The organism is Vogesella indigofera, assembly GCF_003633895.1.
Taxonomy (GTDB): Bacteria; Pseudomonadota; Gammaproteobacteria; order Burkholderiales; family Chromobacteriaceae; genus Vogesella; species Vogesella indigofera.
In genome coordinates this window covers 135249-157753 of record NZ_RBID01000016.1, presented here as the reverse complement: position 1 = coordinate 157753, position 22505 = coordinate 135249, and the positions used below count along the sequence as shown (strand labels likewise).

Sequence of the window (22505 nt, the reverse complement as noted above, 5' to 3'; positions counted from 1 at the left end):
TTTCTTGACCCGCCTGTCTGTGTTTTTCCGTGGATTGCGTGGCGACAACAAAGAAGGAAAACCATGAACGACGTCGTACTGTTTGACGAAATCCCCACCGCCAGCGGCCACCGCCTCGGCGTGGCGACACTGAACGCGGAAAAGGCGCTCAACGCACTCAACGGCGACATGATCCGCCTGCTCGACGCGCGGCTGTCGATCTGGGATCAGGATGACGGCATCGCTGCCGTGCTGTTGCGTGGAGCCGGCGACAAGGCCTTCTGCGCCGGCGGCGACGTGCGCGCACTGCGCGAGGCACTGGTGAGCGACCCCGAGCAGCAGTGGCCCAACCCGCAGGCCGAGGCGTTTTTCACCGCCGAATACACGCTGGATTACCGCATCCACACCTATGCCAAGCCTATCCTGCTGTGGGGCAGCGGCATCGTGATGGGCGGCGGTCTCGGCCTGATGGCCGGCGCCAGCCACCGCGTCGCCACCGCCAGCACCCGCATCGCGATGCCGGAAATCAGCATCGGCCTGTATCCCGATGTCGCCGGCAGCTGGTTCCTGCAGCGGATGCCGGCCAAGGCCGGCCTGTTCCTCGGCCTGACCGGCGCGCCGCTAAACGCGCGCGACGCGCTGCTGTGCAATCTCGCCGACCACATCCTGCCGCAGGACGGCTGGTCGCCGCTGCTGGCGAGACTCGCCGCCGCCGGCTGGCACGCCGACAGTGCGGCCAACCACAGCCAGCTCACCGCGCTGCTGGGCGAGCTGGAGGCCGGCAACGGCGATGCGCTGGCCGACAGCAACGTGATGCGTTGCCTGCCGCTGATCCATCAGCTGATGAACAAGGGCTCGCTGGCGGCGGTGGACCAGACACTGCGCCACACCGCCTTCGAGGACGCTTGGCTGGCTGCCGCCGCCAGGAGCTACGCCGCCGGCAGCCCGAGCAGCGCCGCCGTCACCTGGGAGATTTTCCGCCGCGCCAAACATCTGTCGCTGGCCGAGGTGTTGCGCATGGAGCTGGTGCTGTCGCTGAATTTCTGCGCCGCGCCGGATTTCCGCGAAGGCGTGCGCGCGCTGCTGGTCGACAAGGACCGCAACCCGCAGTGGTCGCACCCGACGCTGGCCGCAGTTGACCAACACTGGGTGGCGCAGCACTTCCGCTCGCCGTGGCGCGAGCAGGATCACCCGCTGGCCGCCCTGCACTGAACACACGCAAGAGGAGCAACACATGCAACACATCGCCTTTATCGGCCTGGGGAATATGGGCGGCCCGATGGCCATCAATCTGGTGCGCGCCGGTTTCAGCGTCAGCGGGGTCGACCTCTCCGCCGAGGCGCTGCAGCACTTCAGCGACAACGGCGGCCGCGCGGCTGCCAGCGTCGCCGAGGCGATCCAGAACGCCGACGCGGTGATCTCGATGCTGCCGGCCGGGCGCCATGTCGAAGGGCTCTACCTCGGTGACGACGGCCTGATCGCCCGCCTGCCCGCCGGCACGCTGGTGATCGACTGCAGCACCATCGCCGCGCACACCGCACGCGGCGTCGGCCACGCCGCCAGCGACGCCGGCCTGCGCTTTCTCGATGCGCCGGTATCCGGCGGCACCGCGGGCGCCGCCGCCGGCACCCTCACCTTCATGGTCGGCGGCGATGCGGCCAACCTTGAGGCGGCGCGACCTCTGTTGGCGGCAATGGGCAAGAACATCTTCCACGCCGGCGACATCGGCGCCGGCCAGACCGCCAAGGTGTGCAACAACATGCTGCTCGGCATCCTGATGGCCGGCACCGCCGAGGCGCTGGCACTGGGGGTGAAAAACGGCCTCGATCCGGCAGTGCTGTCCGAGATCATGAGCAAAAGCTCCGGCCGCAACTGGGCGCTGGAGCTGTACAACCCGTGGCCAGGCGTGATGGAGAACAGCCCGGCCAGCCGCGGCTACAGCGGCGGCTTCATGTCGGAGCTGATGCTGAAGGATCTCGGCCTCGCCGAGGAAACCGCACTGCAAAGCCACGCCGCCAACCCGCTGGGCGCGCTGGCGCGCAACCTGTACGAAAGCCACGTCGCCGACGGCAACGGCAAGCTGGATTTCTCCAGCATCGTGAACCACTTCCGCCACTGACGGCACCGGGCGGGGTGTTGCAATGCAGCACCCCGCCCCACCCAAACCGCATACCAGCAATTTATTGTCAATGATTCGCTGCACAACGGCGGCAATCGGAGTACACTAGCGAATCGCGTGCCACCAATCACCGCGACCTTTTCTTCAGACCCGCACTCTCCCGCCGGGTCCTCCATTGAAAACACTATTTTTGTCCGCCCGGATTGGTATTGTCTTTGCAATGGGCAGACATCCTGATTGCACAATAAATGTCCGAACTGACTTTTGCCGCACTAGGCCTTGCCGAGCCACTGTTGCGTGCCGTAGCCGATACCGGCTACACCCAGCCTACCCCTATCCAGGCGCAGGCCATTCCTCAAGTATTGCAAGGCGGCGACCTGCTGGCCGCAGCGCAGACCGGTACCGGTAAAACCGCCGGTTTCACCCTGCCGCTGCTGCACCGCCTGATGGACCAGCCGTCCAAGCAGAAGGGCCGTCCGCGCGCACTGGTGCTGACCCCGACCCGCGAACTGGCCGCCCAGGTGGAAGAATCCGTGCGCGAGTACGGCAAATACCTGCCGCTGAAATCGATGGTGATGTTCGGCGGTGTCGGCATCAACCCGCAGATCGCCCAGCTGCGCAAGCCGGTCGATATCCTGGTGGCGACACCGGGCCGCCTGCTGGACCACGCCGGCCAGAAGACCGTCGACCTGTCCGGCGTCGAGATCCTGGTACTGGACGAAGCCGACCGCATGCTGGACATGGGCTTCATCCACGACATCAAGAAAGTGCTGGCGATGCTGCCGAAGGAGCGCCAGACGCTGCTGTTCTCGGCCACCTTCTCCAACGAGATCAAGACCCTGGCCGACAAGCTGCTGAACCAGCCTAAGCTGGTGGAAGTGGCGCGCCCGAACCAGACCAACGCCCAGATCACCCAGAAAGTGCATCTGGTCGACCGCGACCGCAAGACCGAGCTGCTGATCGAGATGATCAAGGGCGGCGACTGGCACCAGGTACTGGTGTTCACCCGCACCAAGCACGGCGCCAACCGCCTGGCGGAAAAACTCGAAAAAGCCGGCATCGCCTCGATGGCGATCCACGGCAACAAGAGCCAGGGCGCGCGCACCAAGGCGCTGGCCGGCTTCAAGGACGGCAGCCTGCCGGTACTGGTTGCCACCGACATCGCCGCCCGCGGCCTAGACATCGAAGAACTGCCGCACGTGGTCAACTACGAGCTGCCGAACGTACCGGAAGACTACGTGCACCGCATCGGCCGTACCGGCCGTGCCGGCTGCGTCGGCGAGGCGATCTCGCTGGTTTGCGTGGACGAGCTGGGCTTCCTGCGCGACATCGAAAAACTGACCAAGCAGACCGTGGACCGCTTCACCGTGCCCGGCTTCGAGGCCAACCCCAACGAAGAACCGCAGGCCATCGAGATCGGCCTTGGCCGCTACATCCACGGCGCACTGACCCCGACCGCCACGCCGCCAAAAGGCAGCAGCAAGCGTCGCGAAGGCAGCGCTGGCAGCAACCAGCGCCGCCAGCCGGCGGCACAAGCCAAACCGCGTCAGGGCGACAGCAACGGCCGTCGCAACGAGCCGCGTGATGACGCCGCCCGTCCGGCTGCCGCACGCAGCAACGGCAAGCCCGCCGCCGCCAAAGCGGCCAACGGCAGCGCCAAGCCGGCAGCCGGCAAGCCGCGCCAGCCACAGGCCGCCGCCGAGCCGCGCCGCAACGAGTCGCGCAACAACGCGCCCAAGCGCAATCCGCAGCAGGAGCCGAACGGCAACTACTTCCACGACGACGGCCCGCGCCAGCCAACGCTGACACTGCACGCACTGGGCATTTCGCCGACCGAAGATGCCCCGCTGCGCAAGCCGGCGGGCCAGCCGCGCAACGGCGGCAGCGGCAAACCGGCCGGCGGTGGTGGCAAGCCACGCCAGGGCGGCAGCGGCAAGCCGCGCCAAACCTCGGCGCTGTTCAGCCCACCAAAGCGCTAAGCGACAAGGTTGGCCGCAAACAAAAAACCACCGCAATGCGGTGGTTTTTTCGTTTCGCGACGGCCGACAGCCTCAGCGCGACCACGCCGCCAGGTGCAGCGCCAGCCGCCGCAACATCGCCGCCGTGGCCCCCCAGATGAAGTAGTCACCGTAGCTGATCGCATAGTAGTGGCCGCTGAAGCCATCGCGCTGCACCGCGTGGCGCTGGTAGGCGGCGACATCCATCAGGTGCGCCAGCGGCACAAAGAATACCTCGTCGACCTCGTCCGGTGCCGGCACCGGCTGGAACGGCTGCGCCAGCAGGCCCAGTACCGGCGTCACCTCGTAGCCGGTAATGGTGATGTAGGGCGGCATCACCCCGGCCAGCTGCACCAGCGCCGGCGAGAGGCCGACCTCCTCCTCCGCCTCGCGCAAGGCGGCACTGGCCGCGTCCGCGTCCTGCGGCTCCAGTTTGCCGCCGGGCAGGCTGATCTGGCCGCCATGACTGCGCAGGTGCGCGGTACGCCGCGTCAGCAACACGCTGGGCTCGCCCTGCTGCCAGACGATGGCCAGCAATACCGCCGCCTGGCTGCGCGCCTGCGGCCGCGGCAACAGACCCTCGTCGTCCGCCGCCGCCGGCATCTGCACCAGTGCCGCGGCAAACCAGGCGTGGGCACGCTCGAACTCGGCAGGCCACATCAGTTATCCCGTCCTTTCCGCTGTGCCGCCAGCTTTGGCAGCGACAGCTCGCCCCAGTGCGCCAGCAGGCGCAGCGCCACGCCGGCGACGAATACCAGTTGTACCGCCAGCAGATGATCCCAGCCGAAGCGGCTGAGCACGAACAGCAGCGCCGCCACCACGATCGACACCGTGCCGTAAAAATCCTTGTGCAGGATGAACGGCACATCGTTGACCATCATGTCGCGCACGATGCCACCACCGACCGCGGTCACAAAGCCGAGCAGGATCACGCCGAAAGCATTGAGATGGAACTCCACTCCCAGCTTGGCCCCGGCCAGGCTGAACGCCACCAGGCCGATGGAGTCGGCGATGATGAACAGCGTGGTCAGCACCTCGTTCTCGCGCTTGTGCAGCCGCACCAGCCACGCCAGCAGCACGGTCAGCGCGATCACCACCAGATTGGTGTTATCGAGGAACACCATCGGCATGCGGCCAACCAGCATGTCGCGGATGATGCCACCGCCTATCGCGGTCAGCAGCGTGACAATCACCACCCCCAGCAGGTCGAGATGCTTGCGCACCCCAAGCAGGTAGCCGGAAACCGCAAACGCCACCGTGCCGATGATCGAATAGCCGTCCAGATCCAGCAGTAAATCCATCCAGTTCATTATTTCGCTTCTGCAAAGAAAAACGCCAGGGGAACCTGGCGTTTGAACAGTCATGCCTGGCGTCTTAGCGACGCATCGAATCAAAGAAAGCCAGGTTGGTCTTGGTGGCCTTGATCTTGCCCAGCAAGAACTCCATCGCCTCCAGATCGTCCATCGGGTACAGCAACTTGCGCAATACCCAGATGCGCTGCAACTGGTCCTGCTGGATCAGCAGCTCTTCGCGGCGGGTGCCGGAGCGGTTGATGTTGATCGCCGGGAAGGTGCGCTTCTCCGCCATGCGGCGGTCGAGGTGCAGTTCCATGTTGCCGGTACCCTTGAACTCCTCGAAGATCACGTCGTCCATCCGCGAACCGGTATCGACCAGCGCGGTGGCGATGATGGTCAGCGAGCCGCCTTCTTCGATATTACGTGCCGCACCGAAGAAACGCTTCGGACGCTGCAGCGCGTTGGCGTCGACACCACCGGTCAGCACCTTGCCGGAGGACGGGATCACGGTGTTGTAGGCGCGGGCCAAACGGGTAATGGAGTCCAGCAGGATCACCACGTCCTTCTTGTGCTCGACCAGACGTTTCGCCTTCTCGATCACCATTTCGGCAACCTGCACGTGACGTGTGGCCGGTTCGTCGAAGGTCGAGGACACCACTTCGCCCTTCACCGAACGCTGCATCTCGGTCACTTCTTCCGGACGCTCGTCGATCAGCAGCACGATCATTTCCACTTCCGGATGGTTGGTGGTAATGGCGTGCGCAATGTGGGTCAGCATCACCGTCTTGCCCGACTTGGGCGGCGCCACCAGCAAGGCACGCTGGCCTTTGCCGATCGGCGCGATCAGGTCGATGATGCGGCTGGTGATGTTTTCTTCGGCCTTGATGTCGCGTTCCAGCACCAGACGTTCAGTCGGAAACAGCGGCGTCAGGTTTTCGAACAGGATCTTGTGCTTGGCCGCTTCCGGCGGGCCACCGTTGACCTTGTCGACCTTGACCAGGGCAAAGTAACGCTCACCCTCTTTCGGGGTGCGGATTTCGCCGTCGATGGTGTCGCCGGTATGCAGGTTGAAACGGCGGATCTGCGACGGGCTGACGTAGATGTCGTCAGGACCGGCCAGATAGGATGCTTCCGGGCTGCGCAGAAAGCCGAAACCGTCAGGCAGCACTTCCAGGGTGCCCTCACCGAAGATGCTTTCGCCTTTTTTGGCCTGATGCTTCAGGATGGCAAAGATGAGATCCTGCTTGCGCAGGCGGTTGGCACCGTCGATCTCGTTGGCGATGGCCATTTCTACGAGTTCGCTGACGTGCTGATGCTTGAGATCGGATAAATGCATGGTATGTGTGGCGTCGACCGGTAACGGGACAAAAAACGGGATGCGCTGCTAATGAGTACGGGGGAAATCAGATGAGAATCGAGCGACCGTGTCAGGTCGCTCGACTTTTGAAGATCTGGCTTGAAGATAGCCGATCAGTACAGGCGTGTCAATTCAATCAGGCCAGGTTATTGTTCAGGAATTCAACCAGTTGCGTTTTGGACAAAGCGCCAACCTTGGTTGCGGCCACTTCGCCGCCCTTGAACAGCATCAGCGTCGGGATGCCACGGATGCCGAACTTCGGCGGAGTGGCTTCGTTCTGGTCGATATTCAGCTTGGCAACGGTCAGACGGCCCTGATATTCCTTGGCAACATCATCCAGGATCGGTGCAATCATCTTGCAGGGACCGCACCACTCGGCCCAGTAATCCACCAGCACCGGCTGCTCGGACTTAAGTACTTCTTGTTCGAAAGAATCATCAGTCACATGCAGGATCAGGTCGCTCATCGTCTTCCTCTCGAAGTCTGTCAATTTCAGGTTTGATGGGCGATGGTAGCAATACCCGGCACGGGCAGCAAGCCTTGACAGGGGCTGTTTCAACACACCGCACACGACAAGCGCAGAGAGAACAAACACTGTCGGACAATAGGCGGTTATAATGCGCGCTTGCTTGAAAATAACGAAGGATTCAACATGGGTTTCTTGCAGGGTAAAAAGATCCTGATTACCGGCATGATTTCTAACCGGTCGATTGCCTACGGTATCGCGCAGGCCTGTCACCGCGAGGGCGCAGAACTGGCGTTCACTTATGTCGTAGACAAACTGGAAGACCGCGTCCGCGAAATGGCCGCCGACTTCGGCAGCACACAGGTCTTCCGCTGCGACGTACAGAACGATCAGGAAATCGAGCAGCTGTTTGCTGACCTTGGCAAGGAATGGGACGGCCTCGACGGCCTGGTACACGCCATTGCATTCGCCCCGCGCGAGTCGCTGGAAGGCGACTTCCTCGACGCGCTGACCCGCGAAGCATTCCAGACCGCACACGACGTGTCGGCCTACAGCTTCCCGGCGCTGGCCAAGGCCGCCCGTCCGATGATGCAGGGCCGCAACGGCGCGCTACTGACCTTGTCTTACCTCGGCGCGGTGCGCGCGATCCCGAACTACAACGTGATGGGTCTGGCCAAGGCCAGCCTGGAAGCTTCGGTTCGCTTCATGGCAGCCAGCCTGGGCAAGGACGGCATCCGCGTGAACGCCATTTCCGCCGGTCCGATCAAGACCTTGGCCGCAGCCGGCATCTCCGGCTTCGGCAAGCTGCTGTCGATGGCGGCCAACCAGTCCTGCCTGCGCCGCAACGTGACCACCGAAGAAGTCGGCAACACCGCCGCCTTCATGCTGTCCGACCTGGCGTCGGGCATCACCGGTGAAATCACCTATGTCGATGGCGGTTTCAGCATCAACTCGCTGAACGTACCGGACGCATAAGCAGACGCCGGCAGGCGGCGCGCTACAGCACTGCTCGCCGGCAATGAAATCGCAGTCAATGGCGCGATGAGCGTCGCAGCAGCGCAGCGTCATCGCCCCGCCTTGCAGAGCATTACGCTTTTCAAGGACACGCGCGAAAAACAGGAGGCATCAACTACCCCGGTAGTGATGCCTCTTGTCGTATCCAGCCAGCCCTCGCAATACCCACAGCAACACGCCTGCGGAGCATCGCCGGCGGGCAGCGAACCCGCCGCAGCCCGTACCCGCTCTCGCCTCCGTGCCTGCCGCCAACGCCATTCAGTCACCCCCACCTTGCAACGACACAACAGCGGCGGCAGCTGCCGCTAGCAGCTGAATAACAGCCATAAAAAAAACCGGCACAGAAACCTGTGCCGGTTTTTTGTCCTGCCACCTGAAACTTACTGGGCAGCGGAAGCAGCAGGGGCTGCGGCAGCGCCGGCACCACCAATAGTTTCCATAACCTTCCACTCACCGCCTTCAACCTTGTACACGGTGATACCACCGTCTTTCAGGTCGCCGTTCTGGTCGTAGGACCAGGCTGCGGAAGTCACGCCGGAGTAGTTGATCGCGGCCAGTTTCGGCAGGTAGTCAGCCGGCTTGACCGAATCCGCTTCTTTCATCGCAGCAATGATCACGCGAGTCGCGTCGTAGCCGTATGGCGAGTAGGTCGCCACGTCAGCGTTGAAGCGAGCCTTGTAACGGGTGGCGTAGTCACCGCCTTTAGGCATTTTTTCCAGCGGCAGGCCAGCCAGCGAGGCGATGGTGCCTTCGGCTTCCTTGCCAGCCAGCTTCAGGAAGGTCGGGGTCTTGGTCATTTCGCCGGATACCAGCGGTGCCTTCAGGCCCAGACGCTTCATCTGCTTGGCCATCGGGGCGGACTGCGCATCGGCGCCACCGAAGAACACCACGTCAGGTGCAGTGCCCTTGATCGAGGTGATGATGGCGGCAAAGTCGGTTGCCTTGTCGTTGGTGAACTCGCGCTTCACGACTTCGCCACCGGCGGCCTTGACTGCCTTCTCGAATTCGTCAGCCAGACCCTGGCCGTAAGCGGTACGGTCGTCAACGATGACGATCTTCTTGGCGGCCAGCTTCTCAACCACGAACTTGCCCATTACCGAACCCTGCTGGGTATCGGAGGTCATGGAGCGGAAAGTGGTCTTGTAACCTTGCTGGGTGAAAGCCGGGGCAGTCGCCATGGCCACTTGTGGCAGGCCTGCGTCGGAGTAGATCTTCGAAGCCGGGATCGAGGTGCCGGAGTTGAAGTGACCAACAATGCCGCTTACCTGGTTGTCGACGAATTTCTGCGCCAGCTGGGTCGCAGTTTTCGGGTCTGCCTGGTCGTCTTCTGCCACCAGTTCGAAGGTCACCGGCTTGCCGCCGATGGTTGGCTTCTCGGCGTTAGCATCTTCGATCGCCAGGGTCACGCCGTTTTTGTACTCTTCACCGTAGTGCGACTGTGGGCCGGTCAGTGGCGCGGCAAAGCCGAGCTTCACGACTTCACCAGCAGCGGCGCCGGATTGAGCGGCAGATGCGTCGGCCGGGGCTTCTTCTTTATTGCCGCACGCAGCCAAAGTCAGCGCAGCAGCAACAGCGAGGGAAAGGCGGGTCATTTTGGTCAGTTGCATGTTTCTCTTCTCTAGTTATGTCAGGGAAAGACATCGGAACGATTGTGCCGCTCCAAGGCAAAATGCCAAGGTTGGCCGCATTATTCCAATGCGGCCAACCTCAGGCAAGTCTGATTAGTCACCAATGCTCATCAGGCTGGCATTACCGCCTGCAGCTGTGGTGTTTACGCTCACTGCGCGCTCCACAACCAGGCGATGCAGGTTGTAGCCGTCCTCATCCGCGGTCAGCAACGGGATCAGCGCACCGTCACGCTGCGCCAGGGTCTGGCGCAGGCGGTCGGCGGCATCGCCCTCGTACAGCACGGCCGTCACGTCGGCGCTGGCGACATCGCCGCCCTTGGCCACGAAGAAGCCGGCCAGCGTCGCCGGCAAGGCGGCGGTCAGCGCGCCGTCCAGCAACACCGCGCTGTTGCCAGTGGCAAACACCGCCACCAGTTGCTGCAGCAGGCCTTCCAGCGTCAGCGCCAGGCAACCGACGCGGCCACGGGCAGCGAAGTGCAGGCTGTTGCGCTCGCCGGTCGGGCCTGGCAGCGTCACCATGTTCGCCAGCGGCGTGTGGCGGCGGGCATAGGCGATGGCTTCACGCAGACGGGTCTGGGCGGTGGCATCCGGCAGCAACTGCGCCAACACGCCCTGCAGGCGATCCAGTTCGGACAGCGCCGGCACCACCGGGTTGGCCGCCAGTTCCGGATTCCAGCTGGCGCCGCTGAGGCGGTAGACATAGAACGGGCCGCCGGCCTTCGGACCGGTACCGGACTTGCCTTCACCACCGAACGGCTGCACGCCGACCACGGCGCCAACGATGTTGCGGTTGACGTAGACGTTACCGACCTTGATGCGGGCGACGATGTTGTCGATGGATTCGTCGATGCGGCTGTGGATGCCGTGGGTCAGGCCGTAGCCGGTGGCATTGATTTCATCCACCACGCGGTCGATATCCTGCGCCGAGAAGCGGATCACGTGCAGCACCGGACCGAACACCTCGCGTTGCAGCAGGCTGACGCTGTCGATCTCGAACAGGGTCGGCGCCACGAAGGTGCCGTCGGCACACTCTGGCGTCAGCCGCGCCTGGTAGCAGTCGCGCGCCTTGGTTTTCATGCTGTCGATGTGACGCAGCAGGCCCTGCTGCGCTTCGGCGTCGATCACCGGGCCGATATCGGTTTCCAGCAGCGCCGGGTTGCCGACACGCAGCTCGTCCATCGCGCCCTTGATCATGGTGATGACCTTGTCGGCGATGTCCTGCTGCAGGTACAGCACGCGCAGCGCCGAGCAGCGCTGGCCGGCGGAATCGAAGGCGGACGACATCACGTCGGCCACCACCTGCTCCGGCAGCGCCGAGCTGTCGACGATCATCGCATTCTGGCCGCCGGTTTCGGCTACCAGCGGCACTTCGCCGCTGCGCTTGGCCAGGGTACGGTTGATCAGCTGTGCCACCTCGGTGGAGCCGGTAAAGATCACACCCTTGACGCGCTCGTCGCGGGTCAGCGCGGCGCCGACCACTTCGCCACGGCCCGGCAGGAACTGCAGCGCACCGGCCGGCACGCCAGCCTGATGCAGCAGCTGCACGGCAAAACCGGCGATCAGCGCGGTCTGCTCGGCCGGTTTGGCCAGCACCACGTTACCGGCGGCCAGCGAGGCCACCACTTCGCCGATGAAGATCGCCAGCGGGAAGTTCCACGGACTGATACACACCACCGGACCCAGTGCCGGGTGAGTCTGGTTGTCGAACTCACGACGCACCTGTGCCGCGTAGTAACGGCAGAAGTCGACCGCCTCACGCACTTCGGCGATGGCGTTGGCAAAGGTCTTGCCCGCTTCGCGCACGGCCAGCCCCATCAGGGTGGCCATATGCTGTTCCATCAGGTCAGCCATGCGTTCCAGGCAGGCGGCGCGCTCGGCCGGCGCGGTGGCGGCCCATTGCGGCGCAGCCAATACTGCCTGCTGCAAGGCCAGCTCGACATCGGCGGCGCTGGCTTCCTGGATGGTGCCGACCACGTCCTGCAGGTTGGCCGGGTTCAGCACGTTCTGCGCCACGCCTTCGCTCAGCGGGCCTGCGGCCAACATCGGCTTCAGGTGCAGGCTCTGCGCGGCACCGGCATTCAGCGCGTCGTTCAGTTGTTGCAGCACATGCTCGTTGGACAGGTCCATGCCCAGCGAGTTGAGACGTTCGGCACCGTACAGGGTTCGTGGCAGGGTGATCTTGCGATGCGGCTCACCGCCCTGGCGCAGTGCTTCGGCGACCGGGTCTTCCACCAGCTCGTCGATGGACACGCTCTCGTCAACGATGCGGTTCACGAACGAGGAGTTGGCCCCGTTCTCCAGCAGACGGCGCACCAGGTAAGCGAGCAGGGTTTCGTGCGAACCGACCGGCGCGTAGATGCGGCACGGCTTGTCGAGGTTGTCGGCACCGACCACCTGGTCGTACAGGCTCTCGCCCATGCCGTGCAGGCACTGGAATTCGTAGTCCTTGCCGGCGGCAAGGTGGTACACCGCGGACAGGGTGTAGGCGTTGTGCGAGGCAAACTGCGGATAGATCGCGTCCTGTGCCGCCAGCAGGCGCTTGGCGCAGGCGAGGTAGGACACGTCGGTGTAGACCTTGCGGGTGTACACCGGGTAGCCGTCGAGGCCGTCGACCTGGGCGCGCTTGATCTCGGCATCCCAGTAGGCACCCTTCACCAGCCGCACCATGAAGCGGTGCTTGCTGCGGCGGGCGAGGTCGATCAGGTAGTCGATCACGTACGGACAACGCTTCTGGTAGGCCTGCACCACGATGCCGATACCTTCGAAACCGTCCAGATCCGGATCATTGGCCAGCGCTTCGATCAGGTCCAGCGAGATCTCCAGACGATCGGCTTCTTCGGCGTCGATGTTAAGGCCGATGTCGTACTGCTTGGCCAGCAGGAACAGCTGTTTCAGACGTGGCAGCAGTTCCGCCATCATCCGCTCGTGTTTCATGCGCACGTAACGCGGGTGGATTGCCGACAGCTTCACCGAGATGCCGGGGCCCTGGTAAATGCCGCGGCCATTGGATTCCTTGCCGATGGCGTGGATGGCGACTTCGTAGTCACGCAGGTAACGCTGTGCGTCGGCCTCGGTCATCGCCGCTTCGCCCAGCATGTCGTAGCTGAAGCGGTAGCCCTTGGCTTCGCGCTCGCGGCCGTTGACCAGTGCCTCGTCGATGGTCTCGCCGGTCACGAACTGCTTGCCCAGCATACGCATCGCCAGATCGACACCCTTGCGGATCAGCGGCTCGCCGCCCTTGGCGATCAGGCGGGTCAGGGCCGAGGACAGGCCGTGCGCACTGTGCGACGACACCAGCTTGCCGGTGACCAGCAGGCCCCAGGCGGCGGCGTTGACGAACAGCGAGGAACTGTTGCCCAGATGGGACTTCCAGTCGCCGCCGGAAATCTTGTCGCGGATCAGGCGATCGGCGGTAACGCGGTCCGGGATGCGCAGCAGCGCTTCGGCCAGGCACATCAGCGCCACGCCTTCCTGGCTGGAGAGAGAGAACTCATGCATCAGCGCATCAACACCGCTGGATTTGGTGCGCTCGCTGCGCACTTTCGAAACCAGTTTGGCGGCCAGGGTCTTGACCGAGGTCACCTGCTCGGACGACATCTGCGCCTCGGCGGTCAGTGTCTTGACGCAAGCCTGCTCGTCACGGCGATAGGCTGCCGTAATGGCGTCACGGAGTGCGGTTTGTTTGCGCGCGAATGCCTGAAACTGCATGAGAACTCACCTCTATCAATTTTATTTGCCAACTTGCCTATTGTATACAATCTAAAATTAACTTGTTGGACAATATAAAATATAACGCAAGAACGTTTTCGCCTGCGATCGAAACGCAACAAAAATATAGCCCACCCTTCGGCGACCGCAACAGCAACGCAACACTGCCCCTCCCTGCCCTTACCCATTCATGGCAAGATCATCATCCCGCACCCGTCCGGAAAACCCCGCCATGAGCAACGCCCTGCTGCTATTCAGCCTCGCCGCCGCCGTCCTCACCGTCACTCCCGGCCTCGATACCGCACTGGTGTTGCGCACCGCGATCAACGAAGGGCGGCGCACCGCCTGGCTGGCCGGCATCGGCATCTGCGGCGGCGTGCTGTTGTGGGGGCTGCTGGTGGCCATTGGCCTCGGTGCACTGCTGGCAGCATCGGAAACCGCCTATACCGCGCTACGCATTGGCGGCGCGCTGTGGCTACTGTGGCTGGGCTGGCAACTGCTACGTGGCCGCACCTCCTCACTGGGCGAGCCGGACGCGCAGCGCACGGCGGCCAGCGGCTGGCAATGGCTGTGGCGCGGCGTGCTGACCAACCTGCTCAACCCCAAGGTCGGGCTGTTCTACGTTACCTTTCTGCCGCAGTTCATCGCCCCCGGCGAGGACGTGTTTACCCTCAGCGTACTGATGACACTGATCCACGCATTGATGGGAATACTGTGGTTCGGCGTGCTGGCGCTGGTGGCTGCACGTGCCGGCGCCTGGCTGCGCTCGCCACGACTGCAGCGCCTGCTCGACCGCGTGCTCGGCCTCGCCTTCGTCGGCTTTGGCCTGCGTCTGGCGCTGAACCGCTAGCCGCCCTCGTCCGCAGCCGGCAAAACTGCGACAATCGTGGCCGCGCCCGTCTGCCAAGCGCATCGGCCCTGCGTGATGTGCGTGGCGCAACTGCAGCCGTCCCGCAGGCGACCTCGCTGTCACTGTTCGCAGCGTTTGCCACCCTATATATGGAGTAGCCATGCAAGTGGCGTCCTGCCCGGGTCGGCTGCTGCATGACCAACCGAACGATTTCATGTTCTGCAACTGAAGCAAGCTCTCCACTTGCGGTCAACCTTGCCGCCAGCGCATCAAGGTTGGCCGCAACCATCCGATCCTTACCTGTCGAACCAGCATGCCCTTCACCCTGCAACACGCGGTCCATAGCGAGATCGAGATCAAGAAAAGCCGCTTCCTCGGCTGTGTCGAACCCATGGCGGACCGTGAGGCCGCACTGGCACGCATCGCGGCGCTGAAAGCGGCACACCCGGCGGCGGCGCATGTCTGCTGGGCGCTAATGGCCGGCGGCCACTCTGCGGCCAACGACGACGGCGAACCGTCCGGCACCGCCGGTCGCCCGATGCTGGAGGTGCTGCGCCACCAGCAGCTGGAGGGCGTGCTGGCCAGCGTGGTGCGCCACTACGGCGGCGTGAAGCTCGGCGCCGGCGGCCTGGTGCGAGCCTACACCGACAGCGTCGCCAGCGCGCTGGAACAGGCGGTGCGGCTGCCACTGATCCGCCAGCAGCAGCTGCAATGCCTCGCGCCCTACCCGCTGGAAGGCAGGCTGCGCCGCCTGCTGCAGGCGGCTGACGCGCAACTGCTGGCGGTGGAGCACGGCGCGGCGGTGCTGCTCAGCTTCAGCATTGCCGAATCGCAGGGCGCGGCACTGATCGCCAGCCTCAACGAGGCCTGTCATGGCCAGCTGCAGTGGCCGAGCGCGGACTGAAAAGAAAACGGCCCGCAGTGGCGGGCCAAATTGCGACAGGATTGCAGGGACTATCAGCGAAACAGGATGCAACAAGGCAAGCTTAGTCCCGCAAGGTTAATGTTCCGTGACAACCGGTGACGGCGCATTGCGCGCGGCCACACGTTGGCCGCGGGCGTAGATCATTTCCAGCAACTTGCTGCGCGAGGCGATGTGGTGATCCAGATGCCACTCGCGGATCAGCTGCAGCGCGGTATCGAAATATGGTTCGTCCAGGTCATGCAGCGGCTGCAACTGGAACGGCTTGCCAGTCTGCAGGCTGAACGCCAGCTGCAGCAGGATTTCGACCTGGGCCGCATCCTGCCCGGACTGCAGGTACAAACGGATTTTCTTTGCTGCGTTCATCTTGCTCCTCGCCACCACCATGACCGCCCACCCGCGCCAGCGCAACATGAACCGTCATATATCCTGAACGAATAGCACATCAATATGAAACAAAGCGTCACCACATGCAACCGTGGCGCAACAGATATCGATAAAACAGCAACGCACGGTCACAAGCGGGCAGATACACTGAGTATTGTCCACCACGCCATTAATGGAGACACCGATGCTGAAATATCTGACTCCGCTACTGCTGGCGGCACTGCTCAGCGGCTGCGCCAGCCTGTCGCGACTACAGCCGGAAGTGCAACTGGCCGACATCCAGCCCACCGCCAAGGCCACGCTGTTCGAGCAGGAGTTCGAGGTCACGCTGCGCATCAGCAACCCGAACCAGCAGCCGCTCAGCGCGCAGGGACTGCGTTTCAATGTCAGCCTCGACGGCGATAACTTTGCCCGCGGCGCCAGCAACCAGCCGTTCAGCATCCCGCCGCTGGGCAACGATACCGTCAAGGTGCTGCTGCACACCTCGCTCTCCGGCTGGCTGAAGCAGCTGGGCAAACTGGCGAGCAACCATACGGCGCTGCGCTACGAGATTGACGGCACCGTGTTCGGCGTCGGCGGACTAGGGGACATGCCGTTCCGCAGCAAGGGCGACTGGCAGCTACCGGGGCAGTAGCGCAAACGCAAAAAAGCCAGCTGCAGGCAGCTGGCTTTTTCAATACTGGCGGAGAGAGGGGGATTCGAACCCCCGTCAGGGTATTACCCTGAACACGCTTTCCAGGCGTGCGACTTCAACCACTCATCCACCTCTCCGTGAGGCGTACTGCAATATCGCACCGCCACAGCGGCACGATGGAAATCTGGCGGAGAGAGGGGGATTCGAACCCCCGTCAGGGTATTACCCTGAACACGCTTTCCAGGCGTGCGACTTCAACCACTCATCCACCTCTCCTAGATGGCCTATCACCGGCGTTTCCGCTCAAGCAACAGAGGAGGCGCATTGTATAAGCGAGTCGGCCGTTGCGCAAGTTTTTTATGCGGTACGGGCGAGACAACGCTAAAATTGGCCGATCGATTCTCTACTGGTGGTTCTCCCGATGCGCATTGCACTTGCCCAGTTCAACCCGGTTGTCGGCGACATCGCCGGCAACACCCGCAAAATCCTCGAGCTGGCCAAGACGGCCATGGCACAGGGTGCCGACGTACTGGTCACGCCGGAGCTGGCACTGACCGGCTACAGCCCGGAAGACCTGCTGCTGCGCGAACACTTCTACCGCGCCATCTACGCCGGCCTCGACGAACTGGAAATGCTGGACGGCATCACGCTGGTGATCGGCCACCCTGCCCGCCTCGGCCACGAGCGCTTCAACGCCGCCACCGTGCTGCGGGATGGCCATAGATTGGGCCAGTACCACAAGATGCTGCTGCCCAATAACGAAGTGTTCGACGAGTGCCGCTACTTCACTCCCGGCGCCGCGCCACTGGTGTTCGAGCAGAACGGCGTCAAGGTCGGCATTATCATCTGCGAGGACGGCTGGTCGGTGGAGCCGGCTGCCGAAGCCGCCGATGCCGGCGCCGAGGTCATCGTGTCGCTGAACGCGTCGCCGTTCCACCTCAACAAGATCGCCACCCGCCATGAGGTGATGCGCTACCGGGTGCAGGAAACCGGTCTGCCGATGGCCTACGTTAACCTCACCGGCGGCCAGGACGAACTGGTGTTCGACGGCGCCTCGTTCGCGCTGAACAAGGCCGGCGAAGTGGTGGCGCAGGCCGCCGCCTACGACGACGAACTGCTGCTGCTGGATGTGGTGGATGGCGACATCGTTGCGGCCAACCTTGCACCGCTGCCGGACGAACTGGAGAGCGCGTACCGCGCACTGGTGGTCGGCGTGCGCGACTACATAGTCAAGAACAGCTTCCCCGGCGTGCTGCTGGGTCTGTCCGGTGGCATCGACTCCGCGCTGACGCTGGCCATCGCGGTCGATGCGCTGGGCGCCGACAAGGTGCACGCGGTAATGATGCCGTCACGCTACACCGCCGACATCAGCGTCGACGACAGCCGCGACATGGTGCAGCGCGTCGGCGTGAAGTACGACGAGATCGAAATCTGGCCGATGTACGAAAGCTTCATGAACGCGCTGGCGCCGTCGTTTGCCGGCCTCCCGGCCGACACCACCGAGGAAAACCTGCAGGCACGCATCCGCGGTACGCTGCTGATGGCGCTGTCCAACAAGTCCGGCAAGCTGGTGCTGACCACCGGCAACAAGTCGGAGATGGCCACCGGCTACTGCACGCTGTACGGCGACATGGCCGGCGGCTTCGCGGTGCTGAAGGACGTGGCCAAGACGCTGGTATTCGCGCTGTGCCGCTGGCGCAACACCCAGGGCGAGATCATTCCGGAACGCATCATCACCCGACCGCCGTCGGCGGAACTTCGCCCCGACCAGAAAGACCAAGACAGTCTGCCCCCGTACGACGTGCTGGACGCGATCATGGAACGCTACGTCGAGCACAACCAGTCCGCCGCCGACATCGTCAAGGCCGGCTTTGCCGAGGCCGACGTGGCCAAGGTGGTGCGCCTGCTGAAGATCAACGAATACAAGCGTCGCCAGGCGCCGGTCGGCCCACGCATCACCCATCGCGGCTTCGGCAAGGACTGGCGCTACCCGATTACCAACCGCTTCAGCTGAACGCGGCCACGGCGCGACAGTCGTAGCACTGCTGACGACCGTCCGCGCCAGTCAAAGGAATCACATGAAGAAAGCCCTACTCGGCCTGCTGCTGGCTGCCACGCTGCCGGTACACGCCGCCGCGTTGCCCCAGTTCAAGGCCTTTATCGCCGGCACCAGGACCCTGGCCGCCGATTTCACCCAGACGGTGAGCGGCAAGCAGCGCCAGGAAACCGCGCACGGCACCATGCAGATCCAGCGCCCCGGCAAGCTGCGCTGGACCTACGCCCAGCCATTCGAGCAGCTGATCGTCGGCGACGGCAAGACGCTGTGGCTGTACGACAAGGAGCTGGCCCAGGTCACCCGCCGTGACCAGGCCGGCGCGCTGGGTAATTCGCCGGCGGCGCTGCTGGCCGGCAGCAATGCCATCGAACGCGACTACCAGCTGCGCGAAGTCGGCAAGACCGGCAAGGTGGAATGGCTGGCCGCCAGCCCGAAAAAAGCCGACAACACGTTTGAATCGATCAAGATGGGCTTCAGCGCCAACCAGCTGGTGGAAATGGAGCTGGCCGACAGCTTCGGCAACGTCACCCGCATCCAGTTCAAGAACCTGCAGCGCAACGTCAAGGTCAACCCGGCGCAGTTCCGCTTCACCCCGCCCGCCGGCGTCGACGTGGTCGGCGAATAAGTCGCCCATTGCAAAAAAGCCGGACCCGCGGGGCCGGCTTTTTTACGCCTTGCGGCCAACGTTGGCCGCAAGGGCTTACAGCAGCGGCGTCGCCGACAGCAGCAGCCCGTCCTCGTCGACGTACAGCCAGTGGCCAGGCACGAATTCCACCGCACCGAAGGCCAGCACCAGGTCGCGCTGCCCCTCGTTGCGCTTCACCGTTTTCTTCGGGTTGGTATCCAGCGCACGCACGCCGATATCGAGTGCATTGATGGCCACCGAGTCGCGGATGCAGCCGTAAATCACCACGCCCTCCCAGCCGTTCTTCACCCCCAGCTCGGCAATCTGGTCACCCAGCAGCGCGCAGCGTTTGGAGCCGCCACCATCGACCACCAGGATCCTGCCCTGCCCCGGCTCGGCCAGCACTTCGCGCACGCGGGTGTTGTCCTCGTACACCTTCAGCGTCACCACCTGCCCGGCAAAGCGGGCGCGGCCGCCGTAGGCGCGGAACATCGGCTCCACCACCGCCACGCGGCCCTCGTTGGCATCGTAGAGATCGGTTGTCAGGAAACTCATGCTTTCTCCTTTTCTCGTTTGTGTTCAGACAATAAAAAGCCGCCTCTGCGGGCGGCTTGGTTCGAACGGATCACGACGGCAGCATCAGGCCGGCTGCACCGGCGTCAGCGACGCCAGCTCGGTCATCTGGTTGCGCTCGTCGACGAACACCAGCTTCGGCGTGTGATTCGCCAGCTCGCTGTCTTCGTAGGCGGCGAACGAGGCGATGATCAGCAGGTCGCCGGGGGCGGCGCGACGCGCGGCGGAACCGTTGACCGAGATCACGCCGGAACCGCGCTCGGCGCGGATGGCGTAGGTGGCGAAACGCTCGCCGTTGGTCACGTTCCAGATCTGCACTTCTTCGTATTCCTTGATGTCGGCCGCTTCCAGCAGGTTTTCATCAATGGCGCAGGAGCCGATGTAGTGCAGTTCGGCGTGGGTGGTGGTGACGCGGTGAAGCTTGGATTTCAGCATGGAACGCTGCATGGTTCGGTCTTCCTGTTGTTGCTTGCGGCGCGGCGGGTCAGCGCGCCACTTCGATATTGTCAATCAGCCGGGTACGACCCAGACGCGCCGCCGCCAGCACCACCAACCGCGCCTCGCCGACGTGGGCGATCTCCAGCGTGTCGGCCTGACGGATCTCGACATAGTCCACGCGCCAGCCGTGGCCGTTCAGCTCGTCACAGGCGGCCTTTTCCAGCGCCGCATAATTGCTGTCACCTGCCTGCAGCGCCGCGCGGATGGCGGACAGCTGGCGGTACAGCCGCGGCGCCTCGGCGCGTTCGTCGCTGCTGAGGTAGCCATTGCGCGACGACAGCGCCAGGCCGTCATCGGCACGGCCGGTATCCACCGGCACGATCTCGATCGGCATGTTGAGGTCGTCGACCATGGCGCGGATCACGTGCAGTTGCTGGAAGTCCTTCTTGCCGAAGCAGGCGACGTCCGGCTGCACGATATTGAACAGCTTGGCGACCACGGTGGCCACACCGCGGAAGTGGCCGGGGCGGAAGGCACCGCACAGCTCGTTCTGGATATGCGGCGGCTCGACGTTGAAGTCCTGCTTGATGCGCGGATACAGCTCGCGCTCGTCGGGGAAGAACAGCACCGCGACGCCGGCGGCACGCAGCTTGTCGCCATCGGCCTCGAAGGTGCGCGGGTAGGCGTCGAAATCCTCGCCCTGGCCGAACTGCAGACGGTTGACGAAGATGCTGACCACCACCTGTTCGGCGTGCTGCCGCGCGGCGGCGACCAGCGCCAGATGGCCTTCGTGCAGGTTGCCCATGGTCGGGACGAAGGCGACGCGGCCGGCGGTTTTGCGCCAGGCGCGCAGCTCGGCAATGCTACGGATGATTTGCATGGGACGGACTCAGAAACAGTGTTCGGGCGCCGGGAAAGTCTGTGCTTTCACCGCTGCGACGTAGGCGCTGACCGCGCCCTGGATGCTTTGCGCCTCGGCCATGAAGTCCTTGACGAAACGCGCTTTCTTGCCCGGATACACGCCGAGCACATCATATAGCACCAGCACCTGGCCGGAGACATCAAGACCGGCGCCGATGCCGATGGTCGGCACGCTGATCGCTTCGGTGATCTTCTTTGCCAGCACCGCCGGCACGCACTCCATCAGCACCATGCTGGCACCGGCGTCGGCCAGCGCGCGGGCGTCGGCCATGATGCGCTCGGCATCGGATTCGCTCTTGCCCTGTACCTTGTAGCCGCCGAAAGTGTTGACGAACTGCGGGGTGAGGCCGATATGGGCGCACACCGGCACGCCGCGCTGCACCAGAAAGCGCACGGTTTCCGCCATGAAGGCGCCACCCTCGATCTTGACCATGTGCGCGCCGGCCTGCATCAGGCGCGCGGCATTGGCAAACGCCTGTGCCGGGCTTTCCTGGTAGCTGCCGAACGGCATGTCGCCGAGCACCATCGCGTTCTTGCTGCCCTGCGCGACACAGCGGGTATGGTATTCCATCTGTTCCATGGTCACCGGCAGCGTCGAATCCCGCCCCTGCATCACCATGCCCAGCGAATCGCCGATCAGCAGGATGTCGACACCGGCGCCATCCAGCAGGCTGGCGAAGCTGGCGTCGTAACAGGTCAGCATGCTGATCTTGCGGCCTTCGGCGGCCATGGTCTGCAAAGTATTAACGGTTATTTTCATATTCTGTATTTCCTCGTTGCGTGCAGCTGCGACCGGGGTGCGGGTGACCACCCGGATACGCAGGGGCGGCCGCGGTGCGGAACTGATGGCTCCGCCTTCCGGCCGGGCAGGGTTCAGATACCCTTGTTGAAGTAACTGCGTTGGCCTCGCATCTCGCTGATGCAGCGCAACAATAGCCCGAAATCATCATCACCTTCAACCAAATCAAGATGATCGGTGTTGACGATCAACAGCGGCGCGCCCGCGTAGGCGTGGAAAAACGTGCTGTAGGCGGCGTGTACCCGCTGGACATAGCCAGCCGGCAGCGGCGACATCGCGCCACTGGCCACCCCCCGCTCCAGCCGCTGCTGCACCGTTTCCGGCGACGCCTGCAGGTAGATCACCAGGTCCGGCACTGGGTGGGCGCGCAACACCGCCGGCGCGATACGGCGGTACAGCGCCAGCTCGTCGTCTTCCAGCGCCAGCTCGGCAAACAGCGCGTCCTTCTCGAACAGGAAGTCAGACACCAGCGGCGTCGCCAGCAGCTCGCCTTCCAGCATCGCGCGCGCGGCGTCGGCACGCTGCAACAGGAAGGACAACTGGGTGGCCAGGCCGTGATACGGGGGATTGCGGTAGAAACGCTCGAGAAACGGGTTCTGCTCCGCGGCTTCCGCCAGCAGCCGCACCGCCCAGTGATCCGCCAGCCGGCGCGCCAGGGCGGCCTTGCCGGAAGCAATGGGGCCTTCCACCACGACATAGCGCAGTTGCGTCATCACGTACTCCTTGGGAGGCAGCCG

21 protein-coding genes and 2 tRNA genes are annotated in these 22505 nt (G+C 63.8%); 9 read left to right on the top strand and 14 right to left on the bottom strand.

Annotated features, from left to right (window positions below):
- The first annotated feature begins 63 nt into the window (after positions 1-63).
- From C8E02_RS12545 to C8E02_RS12535, 3 genes are all read left to right on the top strand, one after another.
- A complete protein-coding gene (locus tag C8E02_RS12545; protein WP_120811167.1) occupies positions 64-1191 on the top strand; it encodes an enoyl-CoA hydratase/isomerase family protein in 1128 nt (375 codons plus the stop codon).
- A 22-nt stretch (positions 1192-1213) separates the two neighbouring features.
- Positions 1214-2098: a 3-hydroxyisobutyrate dehydrogenase gene (mmsB, locus tag C8E02_RS12540; protein WP_120811165.1), complete on the top strand. Its 885-nt coding sequence runs from the start codon at positions 1214-1216 to the stop codon at positions 2096-2098.
- A gap of 248 nt (positions 2099-2346) precedes the next feature.
- Positions 2347-4077 carry a DEAD/DEAH box helicase gene (locus C8E02_RS12535; RefSeq protein WP_120811163.1) on the top strand — a complete coding sequence of 577 codons (1731 nt, stop codon included), beginning with the start codon at positions 2347-2349 and terminating at the stop codon, positions 4075-4077.
- A 72-nt stretch (positions 4078-4149) separates the two neighbouring features.
- Here the strand turns inward: C8E02_RS12535 and C8E02_RS12530 are convergent, their stop codons facing one another.
- The 4 genes from C8E02_RS12530 to trxA all read right to left on the bottom strand — a co-directional run bounded on the left by C8E02_RS12530 (position 4150) and on the right by trxA (position 7213).
- Positions 4150-4755, bottom strand: a complete 606-nt coding sequence (locus tag C8E02_RS12530) for a CoA pyrophosphatase (RefSeq protein ID WP_120811161.1) — start codon at positions 4753-4755, stop codon at positions 4150-4152.
- Positions 4755-5405 carry a trimeric intracellular cation channel family protein gene (locus C8E02_RS12525; RefSeq protein ID WP_202902734.1) on the bottom strand — a complete coding sequence of 217 codons (651 nt, stop codon included), beginning with the start codon at positions 5403-5405 and terminating at the stop codon, positions 4755-4757. The genes C8E02_RS12530 and C8E02_RS12525 overlap by 1 nt, the downstream gene beginning before the upstream one ends.
- Before the next feature lie 64 nt (positions 5406-5469).
- Entirely contained in the window at positions 5470-6726 is a 1257-nt protein-coding gene (gene rho, locus C8E02_RS12520) for a transcription termination factor Rho (RefSeq protein WP_047967081.1), read from the bottom strand.
- 157 nt (positions 6727-6883) lie between these two features.
- Complete coding sequence (gene trxA / locus C8E02_RS12515; RefSeq protein WP_047967082.1) at positions 6884-7213, bottom strand: thioredoxin TrxA; 330 nt, start codon at positions 7211-7213, stop codon at positions 6884-6886.
- 186 nt (positions 7214-7399) lie between these two features.
- Between trxA and fabI the strand changes: the two genes are divergently transcribed.
- Positions 7400-8188, top strand: a complete 789-nt coding sequence (gene fabI, locus C8E02_RS12510) for an enoyl-ACP reductase FabI (protein ID WP_047967083.1) — start codon at positions 7400-7402, stop codon at positions 8186-8188.
- 419 nt (positions 8189-8607) lie between these two features.
- Here the strand turns inward: fabI and C8E02_RS12505 are convergent, their stop codons facing one another.
- On the bottom strand, positions 8608-9834 hold the full coding sequence (locus C8E02_RS12505) for a branched-chain amino acid ABC transporter substrate-binding protein (protein WP_120811159.1): 1227 nt from the start codon (positions 9832-9834) through the stop codon (positions 8608-8610).
- 114 nt (positions 9835-9948) lie between these two features.
- Positions 9949-13563: a trifunctional transcriptional regulator/proline dehydrogenase/L-glutamate gamma-semialdehyde dehydrogenase gene (gene putA / locus C8E02_RS12500; protein ID WP_120811157.1), complete on the bottom strand. Its 3615-nt coding sequence runs from the start codon at positions 13561-13563 to the stop codon at positions 9949-9951.
- Positions 13564-13795: 232 nt separating this feature from the next.
- Here putA and C8E02_RS12495 point away from each other — a divergent pair, with 232 nt between their 5' ends.
- Both C8E02_RS12495 and C8E02_RS12490 read left to right on the top strand, forming a co-directional pair.
- The gene (locus C8E02_RS12495) at positions 13796-14413 is read left to right on the top strand and encodes a LysE family translocator (RefSeq protein ID WP_120811155.1); all 618 of its coding nucleotides are present in this window, start codon (positions 13796-13798) and stop codon (positions 14411-14413) included.
- A 313-nt stretch (positions 14414-14726) separates the two neighbouring features.
- Positions 14727-15317: an IMPACT family protein gene (locus C8E02_RS12490; protein ID WP_120811153.1), complete on the top strand. Its 591-nt coding sequence runs from the start codon at positions 14727-14729 to the stop codon at positions 15315-15317.
- A gap of 96 nt (positions 15318-15413) precedes the next feature.
- Here C8E02_RS12490 and C8E02_RS12485 read toward each other — a convergent pair whose 3' ends face one another.
- Positions 15414-15701 (bottom strand): hypothetical protein, encoded by a 288-nt coding sequence (locus C8E02_RS12485; RefSeq protein ID WP_147424494.1) that lies wholly within the window; start codon positions 15699-15701, stop codon positions 15414-15416.
- Between the two features lie 205 nt (positions 15702-15906).
- Here C8E02_RS12485 and C8E02_RS12480 point away from each other — a divergent pair, with 205 nt between their 5' ends.
- Complete coding sequence (locus C8E02_RS12480; protein ID WP_245961143.1) at positions 15907-16356, top strand: LEA/WHy family protein; 450 nt, start codon at positions 15907-15909, stop codon at positions 16354-16356.
- A gap of 46 nt (positions 16357-16402) precedes the next feature.
- Here C8E02_RS12480 and C8E02_RS12475 read toward each other — a convergent pair.
- Positions 16403-16493, bottom strand: a tRNA-Ser gene (locus tag C8E02_RS12475).
- Between the two features lie 48 nt (positions 16494-16541).
- A tRNA-Ser gene (locus C8E02_RS12470) sits at positions 16542-16632 on the bottom strand.
- A 145-nt stretch (positions 16633-16777) separates the two neighbouring features.
- On the opposite strand from C8E02_RS12470, the gene C8E02_RS12465 reads away from it, so the two are divergent.
- Positions 16778-18370 (top strand): NAD+ synthase, encoded by a 1593-nt coding sequence (locus tag C8E02_RS12465; protein ID WP_120811149.1) that lies wholly within the window; start codon positions 16778-16780, stop codon positions 18368-18370.
- A gap of 64 nt (positions 18371-18434) precedes the next feature.
- Complete coding sequence (lolA, locus tag C8E02_RS12460) at positions 18435-19037, top strand: outer membrane lipoprotein periplasmic chaperone LolA (protein ID WP_120811147.1); 603 nt, start codon at positions 18435-18437, stop codon at positions 19035-19037.
- A gap of 75 nt (positions 19038-19112) precedes the next feature.
- Here lolA and rraA read toward each other — a convergent pair whose 3' ends face one another.
- From rraA to C8E02_RS12435, 5 genes are all read right to left on the bottom strand, one after another.
- Positions 19113-19592 (bottom strand): ribonuclease E activity regulator RraA, encoded by a 480-nt coding sequence (gene rraA, locus C8E02_RS12455; RefSeq protein ID WP_120811145.1) that lies wholly within the window; start codon positions 19590-19592, stop codon positions 19113-19115.
- Between the two features lie 84 nt (positions 19593-19676).
- On the bottom strand, positions 19677-20057 hold the full coding sequence (panD, locus tag C8E02_RS12450) for an aspartate 1-decarboxylase (protein WP_120811143.1): 381 nt from the start codon (positions 20055-20057) through the stop codon (positions 19677-19679).
- Between the two features lie 37 nt (positions 20058-20094).
- On the bottom strand, positions 20095-20928 hold the full coding sequence (gene panC, locus C8E02_RS12445; protein ID WP_120811141.1) for a pantoate--beta-alanine ligase: 834 nt from the start codon (positions 20926-20928) through the stop codon (positions 20095-20097).
- 9 nt (positions 20929-20937) lie between these two features.
- The gene (panB, locus tag C8E02_RS12440; protein ID WP_047967093.1) at positions 20938-21729 is read right to left on the bottom strand and encodes a 3-methyl-2-oxobutanoate hydroxymethyltransferase; all 792 of its coding nucleotides are present in this window, start codon (positions 21727-21729) and stop codon (positions 20938-20940) included.
- 113 nt (positions 21730-21842) lie between these two features.
- Positions 21843-22481, bottom strand: coding sequence for a deoxynucleoside kinase (locus tag C8E02_RS12435; RefSeq protein ID WP_120811139.1), 639 nt, complete (start codon positions 22479-22481; stop codon positions 21843-21845).
- Between the last annotated feature and the right edge of the window lie 24 nt (positions 22482-22505).

Coding starts and splice junctions, on each gene's coding strand:
- C8E02_RS12545 (WP_120811167.1), top strand. CDS start 64: ATGAACGACGTCGTACTGTTTGACGAAATCCCCACCGCCAGCGGCCAC.
- mmsB (WP_120811165.1), top strand. CDS start 1,214: ATGCAACACATCGCCTTTATCGGCCTGGGGAATATGGGCGGCCCGATG.
- C8E02_RS12535 (WP_120811163.1), top strand. CDS start 2,347: ATGTCCGAACTGACTTTTGCCGCACTAGGCCTTGCCGAGCCACTGTTG.
- C8E02_RS12530 (WP_120811161.1), bottom strand. CDS start 4,755: ATGTGGCCTGCCGAGTTCGAGCGTGCCCACGCCTGGTTTGCCGCGGCA.
- C8E02_RS12525 (WP_202902734.1), bottom strand. CDS start 5,405: ATGAACTGGATGGATTTACTGCTGGATCTGGACGGCTATTCGATCATC.
- rho (WP_047967081.1), bottom strand. CDS start 6,726: ATGCATTTATCCGATCTCAAGCATCAGCACGTCAGCGAACTCGTAGAA.
- trxA (WP_047967082.1), bottom strand. CDS start 7,213: ATGAGCGACCTGATCCTGCATGTGACTGATGATTCTTTCGAACAAGAA.
- fabI (WP_047967083.1), top strand. CDS start 7,400: ATGGGTTTCTTGCAGGGTAAAAAGATCCTGATTACCGGCATGATTTCT.
- C8E02_RS12505 (WP_120811159.1), bottom strand. CDS start 9,834: ATGCAACTGACCAAAATGACCCGCCTTTCCCTCGCTGTTGCTGCTGCG.
- putA (WP_120811157.1), bottom strand. CDS start 13,563: ATGCAGTTTCAGGCATTCGCGCGCAAACAAACCGCACTCCGTGACGCC.
- C8E02_RS12495 (WP_120811155.1), top strand. CDS start 13,796: ATGAGCAACGCCCTGCTGCTATTCAGCCTCGCCGCCGCCGTCCTCACC.
- C8E02_RS12490 (WP_120811153.1), top strand. CDS start 14,727: ATGCCCTTCACCCTGCAACACGCGGTCCATAGCGAGATCGAGATCAAG.
- C8E02_RS12485 (WP_147424494.1), bottom strand. CDS start 15,701: ATGAACGCAGCAAAGAAAATCCGTTTGTACCTGCAGTCCGGGCAGGAT.
- C8E02_RS12480 (WP_245961143.1), top strand. CDS start 15,907: ATGCTGAAATATCTGACTCCGCTACTGCTGGCGGCACTGCTCAGCGGC.
- C8E02_RS12465 (WP_120811149.1), top strand. CDS start 16,778: ATGCGCATTGCACTTGCCCAGTTCAACCCGGTTGTCGGCGACATCGCC.
- lolA (WP_120811147.1), top strand. CDS start 18,435: ATGAAGAAAGCCCTACTCGGCCTGCTGCTGGCTGCCACGCTGCCGGTA.
- rraA (WP_120811145.1), bottom strand. CDS start 19,592: ATGAGTTTCCTGACAACCGATCTCTACGATGCCAACGAGGGCCGCGTG.
- panD (WP_120811143.1), bottom strand. CDS start 20,057: ATGCAGCGTTCCATGCTGAAATCCAAGCTTCACCGCGTCACCACCACC.
- panC (WP_120811141.1), bottom strand. CDS start 20,928: ATGCAAATCATCCGTAGCATTGCCGAGCTGCGCGCCTGGCGCAAAACC.
- panB (WP_047967093.1), bottom strand. CDS start 21,729: ATGAAAATAACCGTTAATACTTTGCAGACCATGGCCGCCGAAGGCCGC.
- C8E02_RS12435 (WP_120811139.1), bottom strand. CDS start 22,481: ATGACGCAACTGCGCTATGTCGTGGTGGAAGGCCCCATTGCTTCCGGC.